The sequence below is a fragment of the Streptomyces sp. NPDC028289 genome (assembly GCF_055565975.1).
Genome location: NZ_JBVHTI010000002.1, coordinates 522,304 through 539,660 on the forward strand (window position 1 = coordinate 522,304; position 17,357 = coordinate 539,660).

At 71.6% G+C, this 17,357-nt stretch carries 18 protein-coding genes; 16 read left to right on the plus strand and 2 right to left on the minus strand.

The annotated features are described in order from the left end of the window. Nucleotides 1-111: 111 nt before the first annotated feature. Nucleotides 112-1,488 carry an alpha/beta hydrolase gene (locus ACZ4UV_RS10260; protein WP_467837297.1) on the plus strand — a complete coding sequence of 459 codons (1,377 nt, stop codon included), beginning with the start codon at nucleotides 112-114 and terminating at the stop codon, nucleotides 1,486-1,488. Between the two features lie 92 nt (nucleotides 1,489-1,580). Here ACZ4UV_RS10260 and ACZ4UV_RS10265 read toward each other — a convergent pair whose 3' ends face one another. Next, nucleotides 1,581-2,225: a helix-turn-helix domain-containing protein gene (locus ACZ4UV_RS10265; RefSeq protein ID WP_316769265.1), complete on the minus strand. Its 645-nt coding sequence runs from the start codon at nucleotides 2,223-2,225 to the stop codon at nucleotides 1,581-1,583. A gap of 195 nt (nucleotides 2,226-2,420) precedes the next feature. On the opposite strand from ACZ4UV_RS10265, the gene ACZ4UV_RS10270 reads away from it, so the two are divergent. The 15 genes from ACZ4UV_RS10270 to ACZ4UV_RS10340 all read left to right on the plus strand — a co-directional run bounded on the left by ACZ4UV_RS10270 (nucleotide 2,421) and on the right by ACZ4UV_RS10340 (nucleotide 15,783). Beyond that, entirely contained in the window at nucleotides 2,421-2,942 is a 522-nt protein-coding gene (locus ACZ4UV_RS10270; protein WP_316769263.1) for a flavin reductase family protein, read from the plus strand. After that, nucleotides 2,939-3,823 (plus strand): MBL fold metallo-hydrolase, encoded by an 885-nt coding sequence (locus ACZ4UV_RS10275; RefSeq protein WP_316769261.1) that lies wholly within the window; start codon nucleotides 2,939-2,941, stop codon nucleotides 3,821-3,823. Before ACZ4UV_RS10270 ends, ACZ4UV_RS10275 begins: the two co-directional genes overlap by 4 nt. 1 nt (nucleotide 3,824) lies before the next feature. Further along, nucleotides 3,825-5,045 carry an amidohydrolase family protein gene (locus ACZ4UV_RS10280; RefSeq protein ID WP_467837300.1) on the plus strand — a complete coding sequence of 407 codons (1,221 nt, stop codon included), beginning with the start codon at nucleotides 3,825-3,827 and terminating at the stop codon, nucleotides 5,043-5,045. A gap of 109 nt (nucleotides 5,046-5,154) precedes the next feature. Beyond that, nucleotides 5,155-5,913: an ABC transporter ATP-binding protein gene (locus ACZ4UV_RS10285; protein ID WP_316769257.1), complete on the plus strand. Its 759-nt coding sequence runs from the start codon at nucleotides 5,155-5,157 to the stop codon at nucleotides 5,911-5,913. Next, the gene (locus ACZ4UV_RS10290; RefSeq protein WP_316769255.1) at nucleotides 5,910-6,779 is read left to right on the plus strand and encodes an ABC transporter permease; all 870 of its coding nucleotides are present in this window, start codon (nucleotides 5,910-5,912) and stop codon (nucleotides 6,777-6,779) included. The genes ACZ4UV_RS10285 and ACZ4UV_RS10290 overlap by 4 nt, the downstream gene beginning before the upstream one ends. A 95-nt stretch (nucleotides 6,780-6,874) precedes the next feature. Beyond that, the gene (locus tag ACZ4UV_RS10295; RefSeq protein WP_451016311.1) at nucleotides 6,875-8,002 is read left to right on the plus strand and encodes a substrate-binding domain-containing protein; all 1,128 of its coding nucleotides are present in this window, start codon (nucleotides 6,875-6,877) and stop codon (nucleotides 8,000-8,002) included. Further along, nucleotides 8,002-9,378: an FAD-binding oxidoreductase gene (locus tag ACZ4UV_RS10300; RefSeq protein WP_316769252.1), complete on the plus strand. Its 1,377-nt coding sequence runs from the start codon at nucleotides 8,002-8,004 to the stop codon at nucleotides 9,376-9,378. Before ACZ4UV_RS10295 ends, ACZ4UV_RS10300 begins: the two co-directional genes overlap by 1 nt. Next, nucleotides 9,375-10,160 carry a creatininase family protein gene (locus ACZ4UV_RS10305; RefSeq protein WP_316769250.1) on the plus strand — a complete coding sequence of 262 codons (786 nt, stop codon included), beginning with the start codon at nucleotides 9,375-9,377 and terminating at the stop codon, nucleotides 10,158-10,160. Before ACZ4UV_RS10300 ends, ACZ4UV_RS10305 begins: the two co-directional genes overlap by 4 nt. An 11-nt stretch (nucleotides 10,161-10,171) precedes the next feature. Next, on the plus strand, nucleotides 10,172-10,603 hold the full coding sequence (locus ACZ4UV_RS10310) for a cupin domain-containing protein (RefSeq protein WP_316769248.1): 432 nt from the start codon (nucleotides 10,172-10,174) through the stop codon (nucleotides 10,601-10,603). A 2-nt stretch (nucleotides 10,604-10,605) separates the two neighbouring features. Further along, nucleotides 10,606-12,147, plus strand: coding sequence for an amidase (locus tag ACZ4UV_RS10315; protein WP_467837924.1), 1,542 nt, complete (start codon nucleotides 10,606-10,608; stop codon nucleotides 12,145-12,147). Then, the gene (locus ACZ4UV_RS10320; RefSeq protein WP_316769246.1) at nucleotides 12,140-12,904 is read left to right on the plus strand and encodes a cysteine hydrolase family protein; all 765 of its coding nucleotides are present in this window, start codon (nucleotides 12,140-12,142) and stop codon (nucleotides 12,902-12,904) included. Before ACZ4UV_RS10315 ends, ACZ4UV_RS10320 begins: the two co-directional genes overlap by 8 nt. Beyond that, nucleotides 12,901-13,968: an acetamidase/formamidase family protein gene (locus ACZ4UV_RS10325; protein ID WP_316769244.1), complete on the plus strand. Its 1,068-nt coding sequence runs from the start codon at nucleotides 12,901-12,903 to the stop codon at nucleotides 13,966-13,968. The genes ACZ4UV_RS10320 and ACZ4UV_RS10325 overlap by 4 nt, the downstream gene beginning before the upstream one ends. Nucleotides 13,969-14,193: 225 nt before the next feature. Further along, entirely contained in the window at nucleotides 14,194-14,397 is a 204-nt protein-coding gene (locus ACZ4UV_RS10330; protein WP_316769242.1) for a hypothetical protein, read from the plus strand. Then, a complete protein-coding gene (locus ACZ4UV_RS10335) occupies nucleotides 14,394-15,116 on the plus strand; it encodes a molybdopterin-dependent oxidoreductase (RefSeq protein ID WP_390049254.1) in 723 nt (240 codons plus the stop codon). The genes ACZ4UV_RS10330 and ACZ4UV_RS10335 overlap by 4 nt, the downstream gene beginning before the upstream one ends. Continuing rightward, nucleotides 15,100-15,783 (plus strand): formate dehydrogenase subunit gamma, encoded by a 684-nt coding sequence (locus tag ACZ4UV_RS10340; protein ID WP_316769239.1) that lies wholly within the window; start codon nucleotides 15,100-15,102, stop codon nucleotides 15,781-15,783. Before ACZ4UV_RS10335 ends, ACZ4UV_RS10340 begins: the two co-directional genes overlap by 17 nt. 145 nt (nucleotides 15,784-15,928) lie before the next feature. Here ACZ4UV_RS10340 and ACZ4UV_RS10345 read toward each other — a convergent pair whose 3' ends face one another. Beyond that, complete coding sequence (locus ACZ4UV_RS10345) at nucleotides 15,929-17,152, minus strand: acetyl-CoA C-acetyltransferase (RefSeq protein WP_316769237.1); 1,224 nt, start codon at nucleotides 17,150-17,152, stop codon at nucleotides 15,929-15,931. Nucleotides 17,153-17,357 lie beyond the last annotated feature (205 nt).

Sequence of the window (17,357 nt, forward strand, 5' to 3'; positions counted from 1 at the left end):
GGACTCGGGAGAAGCTGGGGATCAACGGTGTCTCACACCCCCCAACGCCAAAGGAGAGGACCGAAGATGACGAACCGTCCGACGCGAGGGAATCCGTCCCGCAGGACTCTGATGAGCGCGACTGTGCTGAGCGGTCTCGCCCTGGCCGCGGGCACCACCGGGACCGCGCGGGCGGTGTCCGCCGACGAGCAGGCCCCCACCGGCCGGGCGGCAGCCCCCGAGTCGTACACCGCGATACCCGTCGCCCCTGGTGGCGGCCCCGCCCCCACCGACCGTGTGCACGTGCTCAGAATCGGCCCCCGGGGCGCGGCCACCGTGCTGGTCCTGGTGCCGGGGATGTTCGGGGCCGCCAATGACTTCCGGCTGATGGCGAGGGATCTGGTCGCGTCCGTGCCCGGGGTGCAGGTGTGGGCGTTCGACCGTCGGGAGGAGAACCTGGCCGATCGGGCCGGGTTCGGCGGCTCCGACTCCGCCGCCTACTACCTCGACGGTCACTACCGATCCCAGGACCCGGCGGCCTCCGCCTTCGCCGCCGGGTGGGGGCTCTCGCTCACCCTGCGCGACCTGCGCACGGTCGTGCTGGCCGCCCGGGCCGGCGGTACCCGGCGGGTGGTGCTCGGTGGGCACTCCTGGGGTGCGACCACCGCACTGGCGTACGCCGCCTGGGACTTCGCGGGGAGCCCCGGGTTCCGGGACCTGGCCGGACTCGCCGTGATCGACGGCGGGGTGCTCGGGGCGTTCGACGGGACCGGTACGCCCGTGCAGGACTCGCCGGAGGAGGTCCGGCAGCGGCTCGCGGCGATCAAGAGCGGGGCCGTGTTCGACATGACCCTGAGCGGGGTCGGGCTGGGCAGCCGGGCCGAGAGCACCCAGATCTGGTACCAACTCGCCGGGTGGTACGCCCGCAAGGACCCGGGCGGCCGTTCCGTGCTCCAGCCCCGGCTGCCGGACGCGCTGCGGCCCTCGTTCCCGGTGAGCAACGCGGCCCTGCTCGGCCTGCTCGTCGACGCCGGGTTCGGCTGGCCCAACGACATCACCGTCCACTCCGGCCACTTCGCCGAGAGCACGGACAGCGATGGCGTACGGGGGTGGGTCGATGACGGGATCACGCCCCTCTCGCGCGTCGCCGAGGCGTACGCCGGTCCGGTGCCCGGTGTCTGGGAGTGGTACTGGCCCGCCCGGCTCTCCGTGGACCTCGACGTCACCGACGTCTACGCCGACACCGACCTCACCCGCTCCCTGGACCTGCGGTTGCACCACGGCGCCGGCATCGACGTACCGCTCTACGCCTTCGCGACCAGCTACTCCAAGGGCACGGTCCTGGAGGGCGCCCGCAAGGTCGCGGCCGGCTCCCGGGTGCCGTACGGCGTCTACGAGTCGGACAACGGCATGAACCACCTGGACCCGCTGTTCGCCGCGACAGACCACAACACGGCTACCCGCGGCCTCGCGGAGTTCCTGCGCACGGAACCCTCCACGCCCCGCTGAGGCGAGCCGAACCGAGACGACGCGGGCGTCCGCTTCCCTCAGCCGGATGCCCTGCGGCCGGACGCCTGTGAACGCGTCCGGCCATGTCTGCGTCAGGGATGGCGGTCGGCTTCGCCCGTCGCGTTCTGGACGGTGAGGAGCCGTACCCGTGAACCGTCGCCGACGGCGCGCCAACGGTGGGGAGTCCCTCCGCGGTAGTAGATGCTGTCTCCCGGCCCGAGCACGTGGAGGCGGGGCCCGTCCGCGGTCTGCAGGTCGATCTCGATCTCGCCGGCCACGACGTAGACGAACTCGTCACCCGGGTGGTCGAAGTACTCGTCGAACCGCTCTCCGACCCCGGTGTACTCCACGGGGTGGACGGAGTAGGCGGGGGCCCCGAGCATGCGCGCCGTTCCGCCGCCGCGGTTGGCCACGGGCAGCCCCTCGCCCGAGCGCACCAGGTGAACGGAGTCGGCCGAGGTGCCGGGATGCGGCACCGCCGCCACGGTCATGAGTGCCTGCTGGGTGGTACCGAGGGCGCGGGCGATGCGGTGCAGGGATGACATGCTCGGGCGGGTCAGCCCCCGCTCCAGCTGGCTGAGGAACGGGTGGGAGAGCGCGGCGCGCTCGGCCAGTTGGACGAGGGTCAGGCCCCGCTCCTTGCGCAACTTGCGGATCGCGCTGCCGAGTTCGGCGCGCAGAGGTGCGTCCGTGTCCCCGGCGGCGGGCGACGTGCTGTGGGCGGGTTGGGCGGGCATGGCAGGAATCCTAAGGGGCGAGGTCGGCGGGCCGTTGAGGTCCCGGAAGCGGCCAGGGCGAGGTTTTACGCCGGTGAAACACCGAGGCTCTACGCTCAATGTTGATGACACGAACATTCTAGATGTCGTCGAGTCCATCGAGTCGCACGGGTCGTACGTGCCTCCTCGTCCCGCCCAGTCCCCAGGGAGCCCTCCATGGCCGCGGCCACCTCCGACCGTTCTGTCGCCTGCCCGCCGGACTCCGCCTTCCTCGACGCCATGTCCGCCCTGGCCGGGGGCGTCTGTGTCGTCACCGCCCTGACCTCCGAGGGGCGCCCGGTCGGCTTCACCAGCACCGCGGTGATGAGTCTGAGCCGCGAACCGCAACTGCTGGCCATCGGGGTGGGCCGCGGCGGCCGTTCGCTGCCCACGCTGCTCGCCGGCGGCCGGTTCGCGCTGAACATCCTGCACTCCGGCGGCGAGCATGTCTCCCGGCGCTTCGCCGACCGCACCGCCGACCGGTTCGCGGACCTGGAGTGGTCGGCCGAGGCGCGCGGCGGGCTGCCGCTGCTGCTCGCGCACAGCTCGTACGCGGTGCTGTGCCGCGTCGTACGCGACCTCCCGGCCGGGGACCACCACCTGATCGTCGCGGCCGTCGAGGACGTGGTGACCGGAACCGGCCAACCGACCGCACTCGTGCACCACGACCGCCGCTACCACGCGCTCGGTGCCGCGTGAGCGGCCCCGACTGGTTCCGGGTCGCCGAGACCGGCCCGGGCGCCTTCGTGATCGGCGAGCCCGGCCACGTCAACAGCTACCTTCTGCTCGGCGACGAGACGGCCCTGCTCTACGACACGGGCATGGGCATCGCCGACATCGGCGAGCAGGTGCGGCGGCTGACCGGGCTGCCGATGCTGGTCGTCAACTCGCACCATCACTTCGACCACCGCGGCGGCAACGCCTCCCTGGCCGCGCACGCCGAGGACATCGCCGTGCACGCCGACGGAGCCGCCCTGCACACGGCTCCGGCTCCGCACGAGTGGCTGGAGGCGTACGCGCACCTCGCGCACGACCTGCGCAAGCGGTACGCGGAGTTCCACGCCCTGGACACCGGCGGTTTCTTCCTGACGGACTCCCGCGTCGAGGTACGGCCGGTCCCCGACCTGGCCGACTGGCGCATCGAGGCCGTACGCCCGACCCGCCTGCTGCGCGAAGGAGACGTCCTCGACCTGGGCGGTCGGCGCCTACAGGTCCTCCACACCCCCGGGCACTCCCCGGACGGCATCTGCCTCTGGGAGCCGGAGACCGGGCTGCTGCTGGCCGGGGACACGCTGATCAGCGGTACCTTCTTCGCCCATGTGCCGGGCGCCGACGTGGCCGCCTTCGCCGACTCGACGCGCCGCCTCGCGGAGTTGCCGGTCACCACCGCGCTGCTCGGCCACAACCTGCGGCACCGGGAGTCGGCGGACTTCGTGGGCCGGGTCGCCGAGGCGTTCGCGGCCGTACGGGACGGCCGGACCCGCCCGTACGCCTCCACCGACATGTTCGGCGTCCCTGTACGCCGTCATGACTTCGACGGTTTCGCGGTGCTCACCGCGCCGCACGGAACGGACCGCTGACATGCCGCCTCTGCTGCTGCGCGGCGCGCGGCTGCCCGACGGAGACGTCCGTGACCTCCTGCTCGACCCGGACAGCGGTCTCGTCGCCCGGGTGGCCCCACCCGGCCTGCTTCCCCCCGGCCCCCAGGAACTCGATCTGACCGGGTATCTGCTCCTGCCCGCCCCCGCGGAACCGCATGCCCACCTGGACAAGGCCCTGACCTGGGACCTGGCGGGTGCCCTGCCCGGAGACCTGCCCTCGGCCGTCACCGCCTGGCGCGCGTACGCCGCGCGGGTCACCGAGGAGGACGTGTTCCAGCGCGCCGGGCGGGCCGTCGACGAGCTGTGTGCGAACGGCGTGACGGCCGTCAGGACCCACGTGGATCTCCTGACGAACGACGGCGGCTGCACCACCGGTGATCCGCTTCGCGGACTGCGCGCCCTGCTTCGGCTGCGCCGACAGCTCCGGGGGCGGGTACGGCTCCAGATCGCCGTCCTGCACATCGACGCCCCGGACGAGTTGCTGCACCAGGCGCTCGACCTCGGCGCGGACCTGCTGGGCGGCTGCCCCCACCTGTCCGCCGACCCGACCGCGTCCGTGGAACGCACCCTGCGCATCGCCGCCGAGCACCATGTCGGGGTCGACCTGCACGCGGACGAGACCCTCGACCCGGGCGCGGGGGACCTGCGCCTGCTCGCCCGTGCCGTGCGGGAGCGTGGCTTCGTCCCGGGCGTCACCGCGAGTCACTGCGTCAGCCTGGGCGTGGTGGAGCCGGACGAGGCGGCCCGTACGGCCAAGGAGGTCGCGGCTGCCGGGATCGGCGTGGTCGCCCTCCCGCTGACGAACCTCTACCTCCAGGGCCGCGGCCGCCCGTCGTCCACCCCGCGCGGGCTCACCGCCGTACGCGCGCTGCTGGACGCGGGCGTGAGGGTCGCGGCCGGTGGTGACAACATCAGGGACCCGTTCAACCCCGTGGGCCGGGCGGATCCTCTGGAGACGGCGTCCCTGCTGGTCACGGCCGGTCATCTCGCCCCGGACGAAGCGCTGTACGCGGTCACCGCGGGCGCCCGCACCGTCCTCGGCCTGCCTGCGGCGGGACCGCACGAGGGTGCTGTCGCCGATCTTCTGGCGGTGCGTGCGCAGACCCTGTCGGAGGCTCTCGGCGCGTCCTGTCCCGAGCGGCTCGTCTTCGCCGGCGGGCGGCTGGTCAGCCGTACGTCGGTGGTCCGCGAACACTACTGAGGCCGGCCAACGCCGGGTCCTGACGAATGGATACGGCCGTGACACTGGCCGGAAACAATCAATGTTCATGCTATCAACATTCCGCACTGTGGCACTGAAGGGAGCTGATGTGCCGACCATCGCTGAAGAGACGCTCGACGCGACGCTGCGATTCGAGAGCGTCGACAAACACTTCGCCAACGGGACCACCGCCCTGACCGGCCTCGAACTCTCCATCGCCCCAGGTGAGTTCGTCGCCGTCGTCGGCCCCTCGGGCTGCGGCAAGTCCACCCTGCTCCGCCTCGCCTCCGGCCTGGACACCGCTTCCGGCGGCACGGTCCACGCCCCCACCGACTCGGTCGGCTACGTGTTCCAGGACCCGACCCTGCTGCCCTGGCGCACCGTCCTCGCCAACGTCGAACTCCCCGCCGAACTCACCGGGACCCCCAAGTCCGAACGGCGCGAGCGGGCGCTGGACGCCCTTCGGCTGGTGGGTCTGGAGGGCTTCGAGAAGCAGTTGCCGGGGCAGTTGTCCGGAGGCATGCGGATGCGTGTGTCCCTGGCCCGCGCCCTCATGGCGCGGCCCTCGCTGTTCCTCCTCGACGAACCGTTCGGCGCCCTCGACGAGATGACCCGCCTGCGTATGCAGGAGGAACTCCAGCGCATCTACGCCGAGACCGGCTTCGCCGCCCTGTTCATCACCCACTCGGTGACCGAGGCCGTCTTCCTGGCCGGCCGGGTCGTGGTGATGTCGGCACGCCCCGGGCGGATCACCGCCTCCTTCGACGTCCCCTTCTCTCATCCCCGCCCGGCCGGGCTGCGCTACGACCCCGAGTTCGGCCGTATCGCCGGCGAGGTCTCCGCCGCACTGCGTGGAGGGTTCCAGTGAGCGCCGACATCACCGCCCCGGCCGAAGTGGCCGTAATGGCACCGGAGTTGACGAAGACCGCGCGGCAGGCCCGTCGGCGCCGGATCCGGCCCGCCACCGTGCTCACCCCGCTCGGCTCGCTCGGCGCGGCCATCGGCGTCTGGTACGCCGCGAGCTACCTGCTGCTCAGCCCCGACCGTCGCTTCCTCGTCCCGCCCCCGCAGCAGGTCCTGACCGTGTCCTTCCTCGACTGGACCCATCTGCAGCCGATGCTCCAGGCTCTGTGGCTCACGGCGCAGGTCGCGCTCGTCGGGCTGCTCATCGCCTCCCTGCTGGGGGTGACGGCGGCGGTGCTGATGAGCAGGGCCCGCTGGCTGGAGCGCTCCCTGTACCCCTACGCGGTCATTCTGCAGACCGTGCCGATCCTCGCGATCGTGCCGCTGATCGGCCTCTGGTTCGGCTTCGGCTTCACCAGTCGGGTGGTCGTCTGTGTTCTGATCGCCCTCTTCCCGATGATCGCCAACACCTTGTTCGGCATCCAGTCGGTCGACCGTGCCCACCACGACCTGTTCACCCTCCAGCGGGCGAGCCGCTGGGCCCGGCTGCGCAAGCTCGAACTGCCCGCCGCCCTCCCCTCGGTCTTCACCGGTCTGCGCACCTCCTCCGGCCTGTCCGTGATCGGCGCGATCGTCGGTGACATGTTCTTCAAGCAGGGTGAACCCGGCATCGGGACCCTGCTCGACGTCTACCGCTCCCGGTTGCAGTCCGAGGACCTGTTCGCCGCGATCATCCTCGCCTCGCTCTTCGGCGTCGCGGTCTTCGCCGTCTTCACCCTCGTGGCCCGGCTCGCCGTGGGCTCCTGGCACGCCTCGGCCGACCGGCCGTAGCCCGCTCCCGCCTCTCCCTCCTCCTCGCCCGTCCCTCAGGGAGTTCAGTCATGCCCTCTTCCGCCAGACGCGTCGCAGTCGTATCCGTTTCCTCCGTGATCGCCCTGGTATCGGTCACCGCCTGCGGCGGTGGCTCCACGGCCTCCACCGGCTCCGCCGACAAGCTCCAGGCGGCTCCCGCCGCGCAGAACCTGGCCGGCGTCTGCCCCAAGACGGTCGTCGTCCAGGTCGACTGGGAGCCCGAGGCCGAACACGGCCCCCTCTACAACCTCGTCGGCCCCGGGTACACCGTCGACACCGCCAAGAAGCGGATCACCGGACCCCTGGTCATCGGCGGCAAGGACACCGGCGTCGACATCCAGATCCGGGCCGGCGGCTCCGCCATCGGCTACCAGACCGTCCCCTCGCAGATGTACGTCGACAAGAGCATCACCCTCGGCACGGTCACCACCGACGTGGCGATCACGGCGTCCGCCAAGCAGCCGGTCACGGCCGTCGCCGCACTGATGAAGAAGAGCCCGCAGGTCCTGATGTGGGACCCCGCCACCCACCCCGACTGGAAGACGATCGCCGACATCGGAAAGTCGAACGCGAAGGTCGTCTACGTGGACGGCAGTACCTACGCCTCGCTGCTGGTCTCCAAAGGCCTGATCAAGAAGAGTCAGCTGGACGGGAGTTACGACGGTGCGCCCGCCCGCTTCGTGTCCAACCCGAGCATTGCCCAGCAGGGCTTCGCCACCGCCGAGCCGTACATCTACCAGCACGAGGTGTCGGCCTGGAAGAAGCCGATCAAATACCAGCTGCTCGCGGACGTCGGCTACAACGTCTACCCGGAAGCCCTCTCGGTGCGCAGCGGCGAGCTGAAGTCGCTCAGCCCCTGCCTGAAGAAGCTCGTTCCCGTCCTGCAGCAGTCGGCCGCCGACTTCGCGGCCAAGCCGTCGGCGACCGTCAAGCTCATCGCCGACCTGGTCCAGCAGTACAACACCGGCTGGGTCTACTCCGAGGGCACCGGCACCTTCGCCGCGAAGCAGATGGTCAAGCTCGGCATCCTCGGAAACGAGGCCGACGGAAGCGTCGGGAGCTTCGACACGAAGCGCGTCGCCTCCGCCCTGAAGACCTTCACCCCCCTCGTCGAGCAGAGCGGCGCCAAGGTCAAGGCGGGACTGACCGCGCAGGACCTGGCGACCGACGAGTTCATCGACCACTCGATCGGACTGAAGTGATGACGACCGCGAACCTGTCCGCACTCACCGAACTCGTCCACGACGTACGGGCTCCGGGCATGACGGAACGCCGGCCCACGCCGGGGATCGAGGAGTTCTGCGCCGAGGCCACCGAACTCCTCGGCACCGCCGGGGTGATCCGCGACCCGGCGGCACGGGAGAAGGCCTCCTGCGACTGGGCGCACATGTCGCCCATCCTGTCCGCGCGACTTCCCGCCGGACACGCCGAGGCCGTCCTGCGCCCCACCGCGCACGAGCAGATCCCGGGCATCCTGGCCCTGGCCCACCGCCACCGCATCCCCCTCACCCCGCGCGGCAAGGGCACCGGCAACTACGGCCAGGCGATCCCCCTGTACGACGGCGCAGTCCTCGACCTCACCGGCTGCGGCCGGATCCTCGACGCCGGCGACGGCTGGATCCGCGCCGAGGCCGGGGCGAGGATGTCAGACCTCGAAGGCCACGCCCGCACCCTGGGCCAGGAGCTGTGGATGTTCCCGTCCACCTTCGGCACCACGGTCGGCGGCTTCCTCTCCGGCGGAAGCGGCGGCACCGGGTCCCTCGTGCACAAGACCAACAGCGATGGTTTCGTGCAGGAGTTGACGGTCGTGCCCTGCACGGCGAACGCCGAGCCCTGCACCGTCCGGGACGCGGAGGCACTGCCGTACATCCACGCCTACGGCACCACCGGGATCATCGCCACCGCGACCGTACGGCTCCAGCGCGCCCGCACCTGGACGGGCCTGTTCGCGGCCTTCGCCGACTGGGCGTCCGCGACCGCCGCGCTGTCGGCACTCGTACGCCTCGAACCGGCACCGCGCCTGGCCTCGCTGGACGAGGCCGGCCTCGTGGGGGTCTACCGGCCCGACCCGGCGCTGGACCCCACGGCCCTGAGTGTGCGCGCGATCATCGAGGAGGAGGCCGTAGACCAGGCACGGGCGATCGTCCGGTCGCACGGCGGCAGCGTCCTCGACATCCGGCCCGCACCGGACGGCCCGGCGCTGATCAGCTCGATGTCCTTCAACCACCCCACATACCACCTCATGACGGCCGAGGACGGCTGGTTCCATCTGGAGATCGGCGGTGACGTCCTCCTCGGTGACACCACCGAGATCCGGAAAGTCTTCCCGGACACCCTGCTCCACCTGGAGGGCATGCGCTCCGGCACGGTCGGCATGCTCATGGCCCGCTACCAGGACGAACAGACCGTCTACGACGGCACAGCCGCCCTGGAAGCCCTGGGCGTCCGGGTGCACAGCCCGCACAACTGGTACGTCGACCGCCGTCTGGACATGGTCCGGGAGACGGCTCTTACCACCGACCCGCTGGGCCTGCTCAACCCCGGCAAGATTCCCGCCACCTCGCAGGAGACGCCGTGACCTTCACCCGTTTCATCGACCTCAGCGGCCCGGAGATCGAGCGGTTCGGCGAGGACACCGTCGCCGTGCTGCCGGTCGGCGCGATCGAGCAGCACGGGCCCCATCTGCCTGTCGCCACCGACTACTACATGGCCGAAGCCGTCGCCGAGGGCGCCGCCCGGCTCGCGGGGGAGAGCTGCGACATCACGCTGCTGCCGGGCCTCGCCTACACCAAGTCCGACGAGCACGCCTGGTCCGCGGGCACGCTGTGGCTCAGTGCCCGCACCCTGCTGTCCGTCCTCGACGACCTCGGCCGCTCCCTGGCCGCAGGCCCCGTACGCAGACTCGCCTTCCTCAACGCGCACGGCGGCAACAGCGCCCTGCTCGGTGTCGCCCTGCGCGAACTGCGCACCCGCCACGGCCTGCGCACCTTCCTGCTGCACGCCTCCCTCCCCGCCGACCAGGGCGGCACGTCCCCGGCCGCGGAGTTCGGCATGGGCGTGCACGGCGGACACAAGGAAACCGCCGCCATGCTCCACCTCCACCCGGACCTGGTGGACATGACACAGGCGCGCCGCAGCGTCCCCGAACACCTCACCGCGTACGAGCACATCGGCTTCGGCAAGCCGGTGTCCTTCGGTTGGACGAGCGACGACTTCGCCACCGGCAACGGCCTCATCGGCGATCCCACGGGAGCCACGCCCGAACTGGGCCGCAAGCTCGTCGACGCGTCCGTCTCCGCGGCCGCCGCCGCGTTGCGGGAATGCGCGCGCTTCCTGCCCGACCGCCCCTTGACCTCCTGAGGGAGCCCTCCATGGCCAACCCCCCGCTCCACACTCCCCTGCGCAACGTCACCGCCCACCACATCACCGCCGGCGACACCGTCAAGCTCGCCGTGCTCACCGGCCCCCGGGACGGCTCGCCCACGACGGTCGTCTTCGAGGTCTGGGAACCGGGCGGCGCCCAGCCCCTCAACTGGCACCCCGAGTCCGTCGAGACGTTCGTCGTGCTCGCCGGCCAGGGCCGCGCCGCCAGCGACGAGCACGAACGCGACCTCGCCCCCGGTGACGTCCTGGTCCTGCCCGTCGGCTCCAAGCACCGCATCGTGAACACGTCCGCCACCGAACGCCTCTACACCCTTACTGTGATGGCCCCCGACGAGGGCTTCGCGGATCTCATCGAGCGTGGACCGGTCGCCGCCCTGGACGAGCAGGATCTGGCCGTCCTGCGAGCGGGAACGCCGTGAGCATGGATCTCCTCGCCGCCTTCTGGGCCTACGAACAGGCGCTCGCCGCCAACGACCTGACCGGGCTGGACCACTGGTTCCTCGACGCGCCCGACACCCTGCGCGCCGAGGGCGACAACGTCCTGGTGGGCCACACCGCCATCGCCGACTTCCGGCGGGGGAGGGGAGGGGCTCCCGCCCGGGTGGTCGAGCGGGTGCACGTGGTCCGTCCGGCGGCCGAGGTCGCGGTCGTGACCGTCGAGACACGGCGGCAGGACGGTACGCGCGGGCTCCAGACGCAGGTGTGGCAGCACACCGGCGCCGGGTGGCGGATCGCCGCCGCGCACGTGAGCGCCGTATCCGCGCCGACGCCGGACGACCGCCCGGACCCGGCGGTGTGGCGGGTCGCCGACGGGCCGCTCGTGGCGTCCACCGAACAGGGCCCGGTCGCCCATGTCCGCCTCGCGGTGAAGGACCTGTTCGCGGTGGCGGGACAGCGCGTCGGCGCGGGCAACCCCGCCTGGCTGGCCGAGGCCCGCACAGAGCCCGAAAATGCAGATGCCGTGCGGCAGTTGCTCGACGCGGGTGCCGAACTCACCGGCATCGCCCAGACCGACGAACTCGCCTTCAGCCTCGCCGGCACCAATCCGCACTACGGCACCCCCGCCAACCCCGCCGCACCCGGCCGGATCACCGGCGGCTCCAGCAGCGGCCCGGCCGCCGCCGTGGCCCGCGGCTGGGCGGACCTGGGGCTGGCCACCGACACCGCCGGATCGATCCGCGTTCCCGCCTCCTACTGCGGCCTGTACGGCTGGCGGCCCACCCACGGCGCCACCCCCGACGGGGGCTTGCTGGCGCTGGCCCCCTCGTTCGACACCGCCGGACTCCTGGCCCGCGACCCCGTCCTGCTGCGGACGGCGGCCGAGGCGCTGCTGACACCGGGTGACACCACCGCGCCGATCACCCAGTGCATGGTGGACGAGGAACTGGTCTCGCTCGCGGAACCCGAGGTCCGCGCCTCCTTCGAGGCCGCCTGCCGGGCACTGACCCTGCGTACGGCGCTGCCCCTGGCGCATGCCCGCACCGGAGCCGCCGGGCACCTGCAGGAGTGGTTCGCCGCCTTCCGCACCGTCCAGGCCGCTGAGGCCTGGGAGCAGCACGGCGCGTGGATCACCCGTCACCCGGGCGCGCTCGCCCCGGACGTCGCGGCGCGCTTCGAGAACGGACGCCGGGTGAGCGCGGCCGAGCGGGCGCAGGCGGAACAGGTCCTGTCCGACGCGCGGAAGGCGCTGGACGCCGTACTTCCGCCCGGGACCGCCCTGCTGCTGCCCGCCACGAGTGGCCCCGCCCCGCTCGCCGACGCGCCGCCCGAGGAGGTGGAGGCCGTCCGTGCCGCCACCCTCCGGCTGACCTGCCTCGCCTCCCTGGCCGGACTCCCGGCGGTCGTCGCCCCGCTGCTGCGGGTGCGCTCGTTGCCCGTGGGCCTGTGCGCGCTGGGCGCCCGGGGCACCGACCGAGCCCTGCTGGACTTCATCACCGATTCGAGGAACCCCGCGCATGCCTGAGGCCCACGGCCTGATCGGGCCGAACTCCCGCAATGCCTGGCGGGCGAACGGCAAGGCCGTCGTCCTGGCCCGCCCGCACCGCGACCCGCACCCGGTCACCGTCGAGGCCCTGCCACAGACCGTGACCGCCGACCTCGCCGCGACCGCGCTGATCGTCGTCGACATGCAGAACGACTTCTGCTCGCCCGACGGCTGGCTCGCCTCCATCGGCGTGGACGTGACCGCCGCGCGTGCCCCCATCCCCGTCATCGCGGGCCTGCTGCCCCCGCTGCGCGCCGCCGGCGTCCCCGTCATCTGGCTCAACTGGGGCAACCGCCCCGACCGGGCCAACCTCCCGCCCGGCGTACTGCACGTCTACGACCCGGAGGGCATCGGCGGCGGCATCGGCGCCCCGCTCCCGGGTGGCCGGGTACTGGAGCGGAGCAGCCCCTCGGCCGCGATCGTCGCCGGGCTGGAGACCGCGGACGGCGACCTCCACGTCGCCAAGTACCGGATGAGCGGCTTCCAGGACACCGAGCTGGACAGCGTGCTGCGCAACCTGCGGGTCGACACGCTCCTGTTCGCCGGCGTCAACGCCGACCAGTGCGTCCTGGCCACCCTCATGGACGCCGCGAACCTCGGCTACGACGTCGTCATGGTGGAGGACGCGGTGGCCACCACCTCGCCCGCGTACTGCATGGACGCCACCCTCTACAACGTCCGCCAGTGCTTCGGGTTCACCCTCACCGCCGGAGCCCTGCGGGAGGCCCTGAAGTGAACCTCCTCCAACCCGGACTCGGCCTCCTGGACGGTGACCACTACCTCGCCGCCGACCCGACCCGCGTGCACTGGGGCCTGCTGCCCAACGCCACCGCGAAACCGGCGCTGACCGTCCGCTCGGGCGAGACCGTCACCTTCGACACCATCAGCCACGAGGGCATCCTCGAGGACCAGGGCCGCGATCCGGCCGCCTTCTTCGGGGCGGCCGGCATCGCCGCGAACGGCCTGCTGCACGACGCCGTCGAACTGGCCGCCTCCGCACGCGAACACCTGCCGCTCACGCACGGCCCGCACGTCGTCACCGGGCCCGTGGCACTGATCGGCGCCCGGCCCGGCGACGTACTGGAGGTCGAGGTCCTGACCCTGCTCCGCCGCGCTCCCTACGGAGTGATCAGCAACCGGCACGGCAAGGGCGCCCTGCCCGGCGAATACCCGCCGACACCTCTGGACGAGCCGGTCAGCCTGGTCGCCACCGTGGGCGAGGACGGCCGGGGGCGGCTCCCGGTGGGCGACGGCCGCCAACTCGCCTTCCCGCTCCGCCCGTTCCTGGGCATCATGGGCGTCGCCCCGGCCACCGAATCCCCCGTCCACTCCGTCCCGCCGGGCCCGCACGGCGGCAACATCGACGTCCGCCACCTCGGCACCGGCGCCCGGCTCTTCCTCCCCGTCCAGGTCCCCGAGGCCCTCTTCTACGTCGGCGACCCGCACTTCTCCCAGGGCGATGGCGAAGTCGCCCTCACCGCCTTCGAGGCCCCCCTGCGCGCCACCCTCCGCCTCACCGTCCACACGGACCCGGCGACCCGCTCCCTGGCCGCCCGGCTGCGCGCACCCTTCGCGGAAACGCCGACCGAGCACATCGTGCTGGGCCTCGACCGCGACCTCGACGAGGCCCTGCGCAACGCCGTACGCGACGCACTCACCCTCCTCACGGACCGGTTCGGCATCCCCGGCCCCGTCGGCCTCGCCTACCTCAGCGCGGCCGCCGACTTCCACGTCTCCCAGGTGGTCGACATCGTCAAGGGCGTCCACGGCCGCATCTCCAAGGCGGACCTGATGTGCTGAGCCGTTGTCGTCCGCGGGGTGGGCCGACCAGTGCTACCGGTGAGTTTGGCGTATGAAGTTGAGCGTTGTACTTATTGAGCTCCGTCTTCCGGTATAGCGTGACTGTGAGCGGATGATCAACATCCTCATGACCCACGCTCCAGACACACCGGCCCGGTGCCGGCGGGGTCGGGTCCGGCGTACTGACCCGCGTGAGTCTTCGACAGCTTCCTGGGAGCACACGGTATGAAGATCTGGATACGGTTGGTCGTCGGGGTTCTGCTGCTCTTCTTCGGTGTGGTGTGGAGCCTGCAGGGATCCGGGGCGGTCGGCGGCAGCGGCATGTCCGGGCAGGCCCAGTGGCTGGTGATCGGGGTGTTCGTGGCCGTCGTCGGCGCGATCCTCCTCGTCGGCGGAGTCAGGAAGCTGCGGGCGGGAGAGAGGGCTTGACCGAGAACGCGGACCGCGAGGGCAGGCCGGTCGGGCGACGGGTCATCCTCGGCATCCTCGGACTCGGCGCCGTCGCGGTGCCCGTCGGCGGGCGCCTGCAGGATGTGACGGACGGCCTGCTCGCCACGGTGAGCAGCAAGGACCCCACCGGCCTGACCGGGCTGCTGCCGGGCGGCGGGGGTTTCCGCTTCTACTCGGTGGCCGACAGCATCCCGCATCGCTCTTCCGCCGACTACCGGCTCACGGTGAACGGCCTCGTCGACCGCCCGGCGACCTACACACTGGAGCAGCTGAAAGCCATGCCGCGCACCCGTCTGGTCCGGGACGTCCAGTGCGTCACCGGCTGGCGGGTGCCGCAGACGCCTTTCGCCGGGGTACGGCTGTCCCACCTGCTGGCGACGGCCGGGGTGAAACCGCAGGCGAAAGCCGTGCACTTCACCTGCTTCGACGGCGTGTACACCGAAAGCCTCACCCTGGAGCAGGCGCGGCGCCCCGACATGCTCGTCGCCTACGAGATGCAGGACAAGGCGGTCACCGCCGCGCACGGCGGTCCCGTACGGCTGTATGCCGCGCCGATGTACTTCTACAAGTCGGCGAAGTGGCTCGCCGGGATCACGGTCACCGACCGGGTCATACCCGGCTACTGGGAGCCGCGCGGCTACGACATCGACGCGTGGGTCGGCAGGTCGAACGGACGCGACGATGACTCGACCGGCTGAACCGTCCGAGCTGATACGGCGCTTCACCGCCGCGGAGCGCTGGATCCACCGCACCACGGCCGCGCTGATGGGCACCGCCCTGGTCACCGCCGCCTTCCTCTACCTGCCCGCACTGGCGGAGCTCATCGGCCGGCGAAGCCTGCTGGTGACCGTGCACGAGTGGGCGGGGGTCACCGTGCCGGTCCCGCTGCTGGCCGGGCTGGTCTCCCGGGCCTTCCGCGCCGACCTCGTCCGCCTGAACCGGTTCGGCCCGCACGACCGCGGCTGGCTGCGGGCGACGCTGCGCCGGCGTCCTCACCGGTCGGGGAAGTTCAACGCGGGTCAGAAGCTGTACGCGGCAGTGATCTCCGGAGCCGTGTTGGTGATGATCGGCACCGGCCTCATCATGTGGTTCCCGCGTCTCACCCCGCTGTTCCTGCGCACGGGGGCGACGTTCGTCCACGACTGGCTGGCCCTGCTCATCGGTGCCCTGGTCTGCGGTCATATCTGGATGGCGTCCAACGACCCCGAGGCGCGCACCGGCCTGCGCACCGGCCTGGTGTCCCGCTCCTGGGCCAGGCGCCATCACCCTCTGTGGGAAGCCGAACAGCCCGGCGAGCAGCAGCCCACGCCGGCCGCGCAATCCGTCGGCGCAGCTGCCGAGAACGACGTCGGGCCCCTCGACTGAGAGGGGACCCGGTTGCCGAAGCGACCGGCCTGCTGCGGCGGACCGGTCGCGTCGGCCACGACGGCCAGGACCCGACCGACTTCCTCCTCGCGTCCGTCCGAGGCCGGTCGGGCCGACAGGCGACCCCACGCAGGCTACGGGCCACTCAGCTGAGGCGTTCCAGCACCATGGCCATACCCTGCCCGCCTCCGACGCACATGGTCTCCACGCCCCACTGTGCGTCGCGCGTCCGCAGCCCGTTGATCAAGGTGGTCATGATGCGCGCGCCGGTCGCACCGAACGGATGTCCCAGCGCGATGGCCCCACCGTGCACGTTGAGCCTGTCCAGCGGTATGCGGAGTTCGCGCTGAGAGGCGATGACCTGAACGGCGAACGCCTCGTTCATCTCGAACAGGTCGATGTCCCCGACCGACAGGCCGGCGTGCGCGAGAGCCCGTCGGGTGGCCTCGACCGGCCCCAGGCCCATGATCTCGGGGGACAGGCCGGACACACCGGTGGCCACGATCCTGGCCAGGGGAGTGACGCCGAGCTCCCGCGCCCTGACATCGCTCATGATGACCACGGCGGCGGCTCCGTCGTTCAGCGGGCAGGAGTTTCCGGCGGTGACCGTGCCGCCCGGCCGGAAGGCCGGCGCAAGACCTGCGAGGGCCTCGTACGTCGTGCCGGGGCGTGGGCTGTCGTCGGTCGCGATCACCGTGCCGTCGGCCAGCCGGACAGGGGTGATCTCGCGGGCGTGGAACCCGGACTCGACGGCCTCGGCGTACAGCTGCTGGCTGCGCAGGGCGTAGCGATCCTGCTCCTGACGGCTGATTCCGCGGAGGCCCGCCACGTTCTCCGCGGTCTGTCCCATGCCTATGTAGACATCGGGCAGCAGGCCGTCGGAGCGGGGATCGGTCCACCGGCGGTTGGTTCGCGCGTCCTCCGCGGTGCGGCCCCTGGCCTGCTCGAATGCCGGGTTCGCAACGTCGTCGGCGTCCGCTCCGGTGGATCCGAAGTGCCGGTAGCGGGAGACGCATTCCACACCCGCGCTGACGAAGACGTGACCTTCTCCCGCCTTGATGGCGTGGAAGGCCATGCGGGCGGTCTGCAACGAGGATGAGCAGAAACGGTTGACCGTGGTACCGGGCACCTCGTCCAGCCCCAGCTGGACGGCCACCCGCCGGGCGATGTTGGCACCGTGCTCGCCGCTCGGCTCGGCGCAGCCGAGATGAAGGTCGTCGATCCGTGTCGGGTCCAGTGCGGGCAGCTGGTCGAGGGCCGCGTGGACCGCCGTCACCGCGAGATCATCGGGGCGTACGTCCCTCAGGGAACCCTTGACGGCGCGCCCGATGGGCGTGCGGGCGGCGGCTACTACGACGGCTTCGGGCATGTCATGCACCTCTCAAGGTGGCGAACGAGTGCGTGGTGTGCCGACTCTTTGGCGGCTCTCCACTGCAGGGAATGCTAAACGGTCCGTTTCGAATGAAGCGAGGGTTGCCCGGGCTGTGCCGGGGGGTTCCGACTGTGCGTGCCGAGGGGTAGGGGTGCGCGTCGAGAACATCGTTTGGTCAGGTCAAGGACGGTGATGTGTGCTG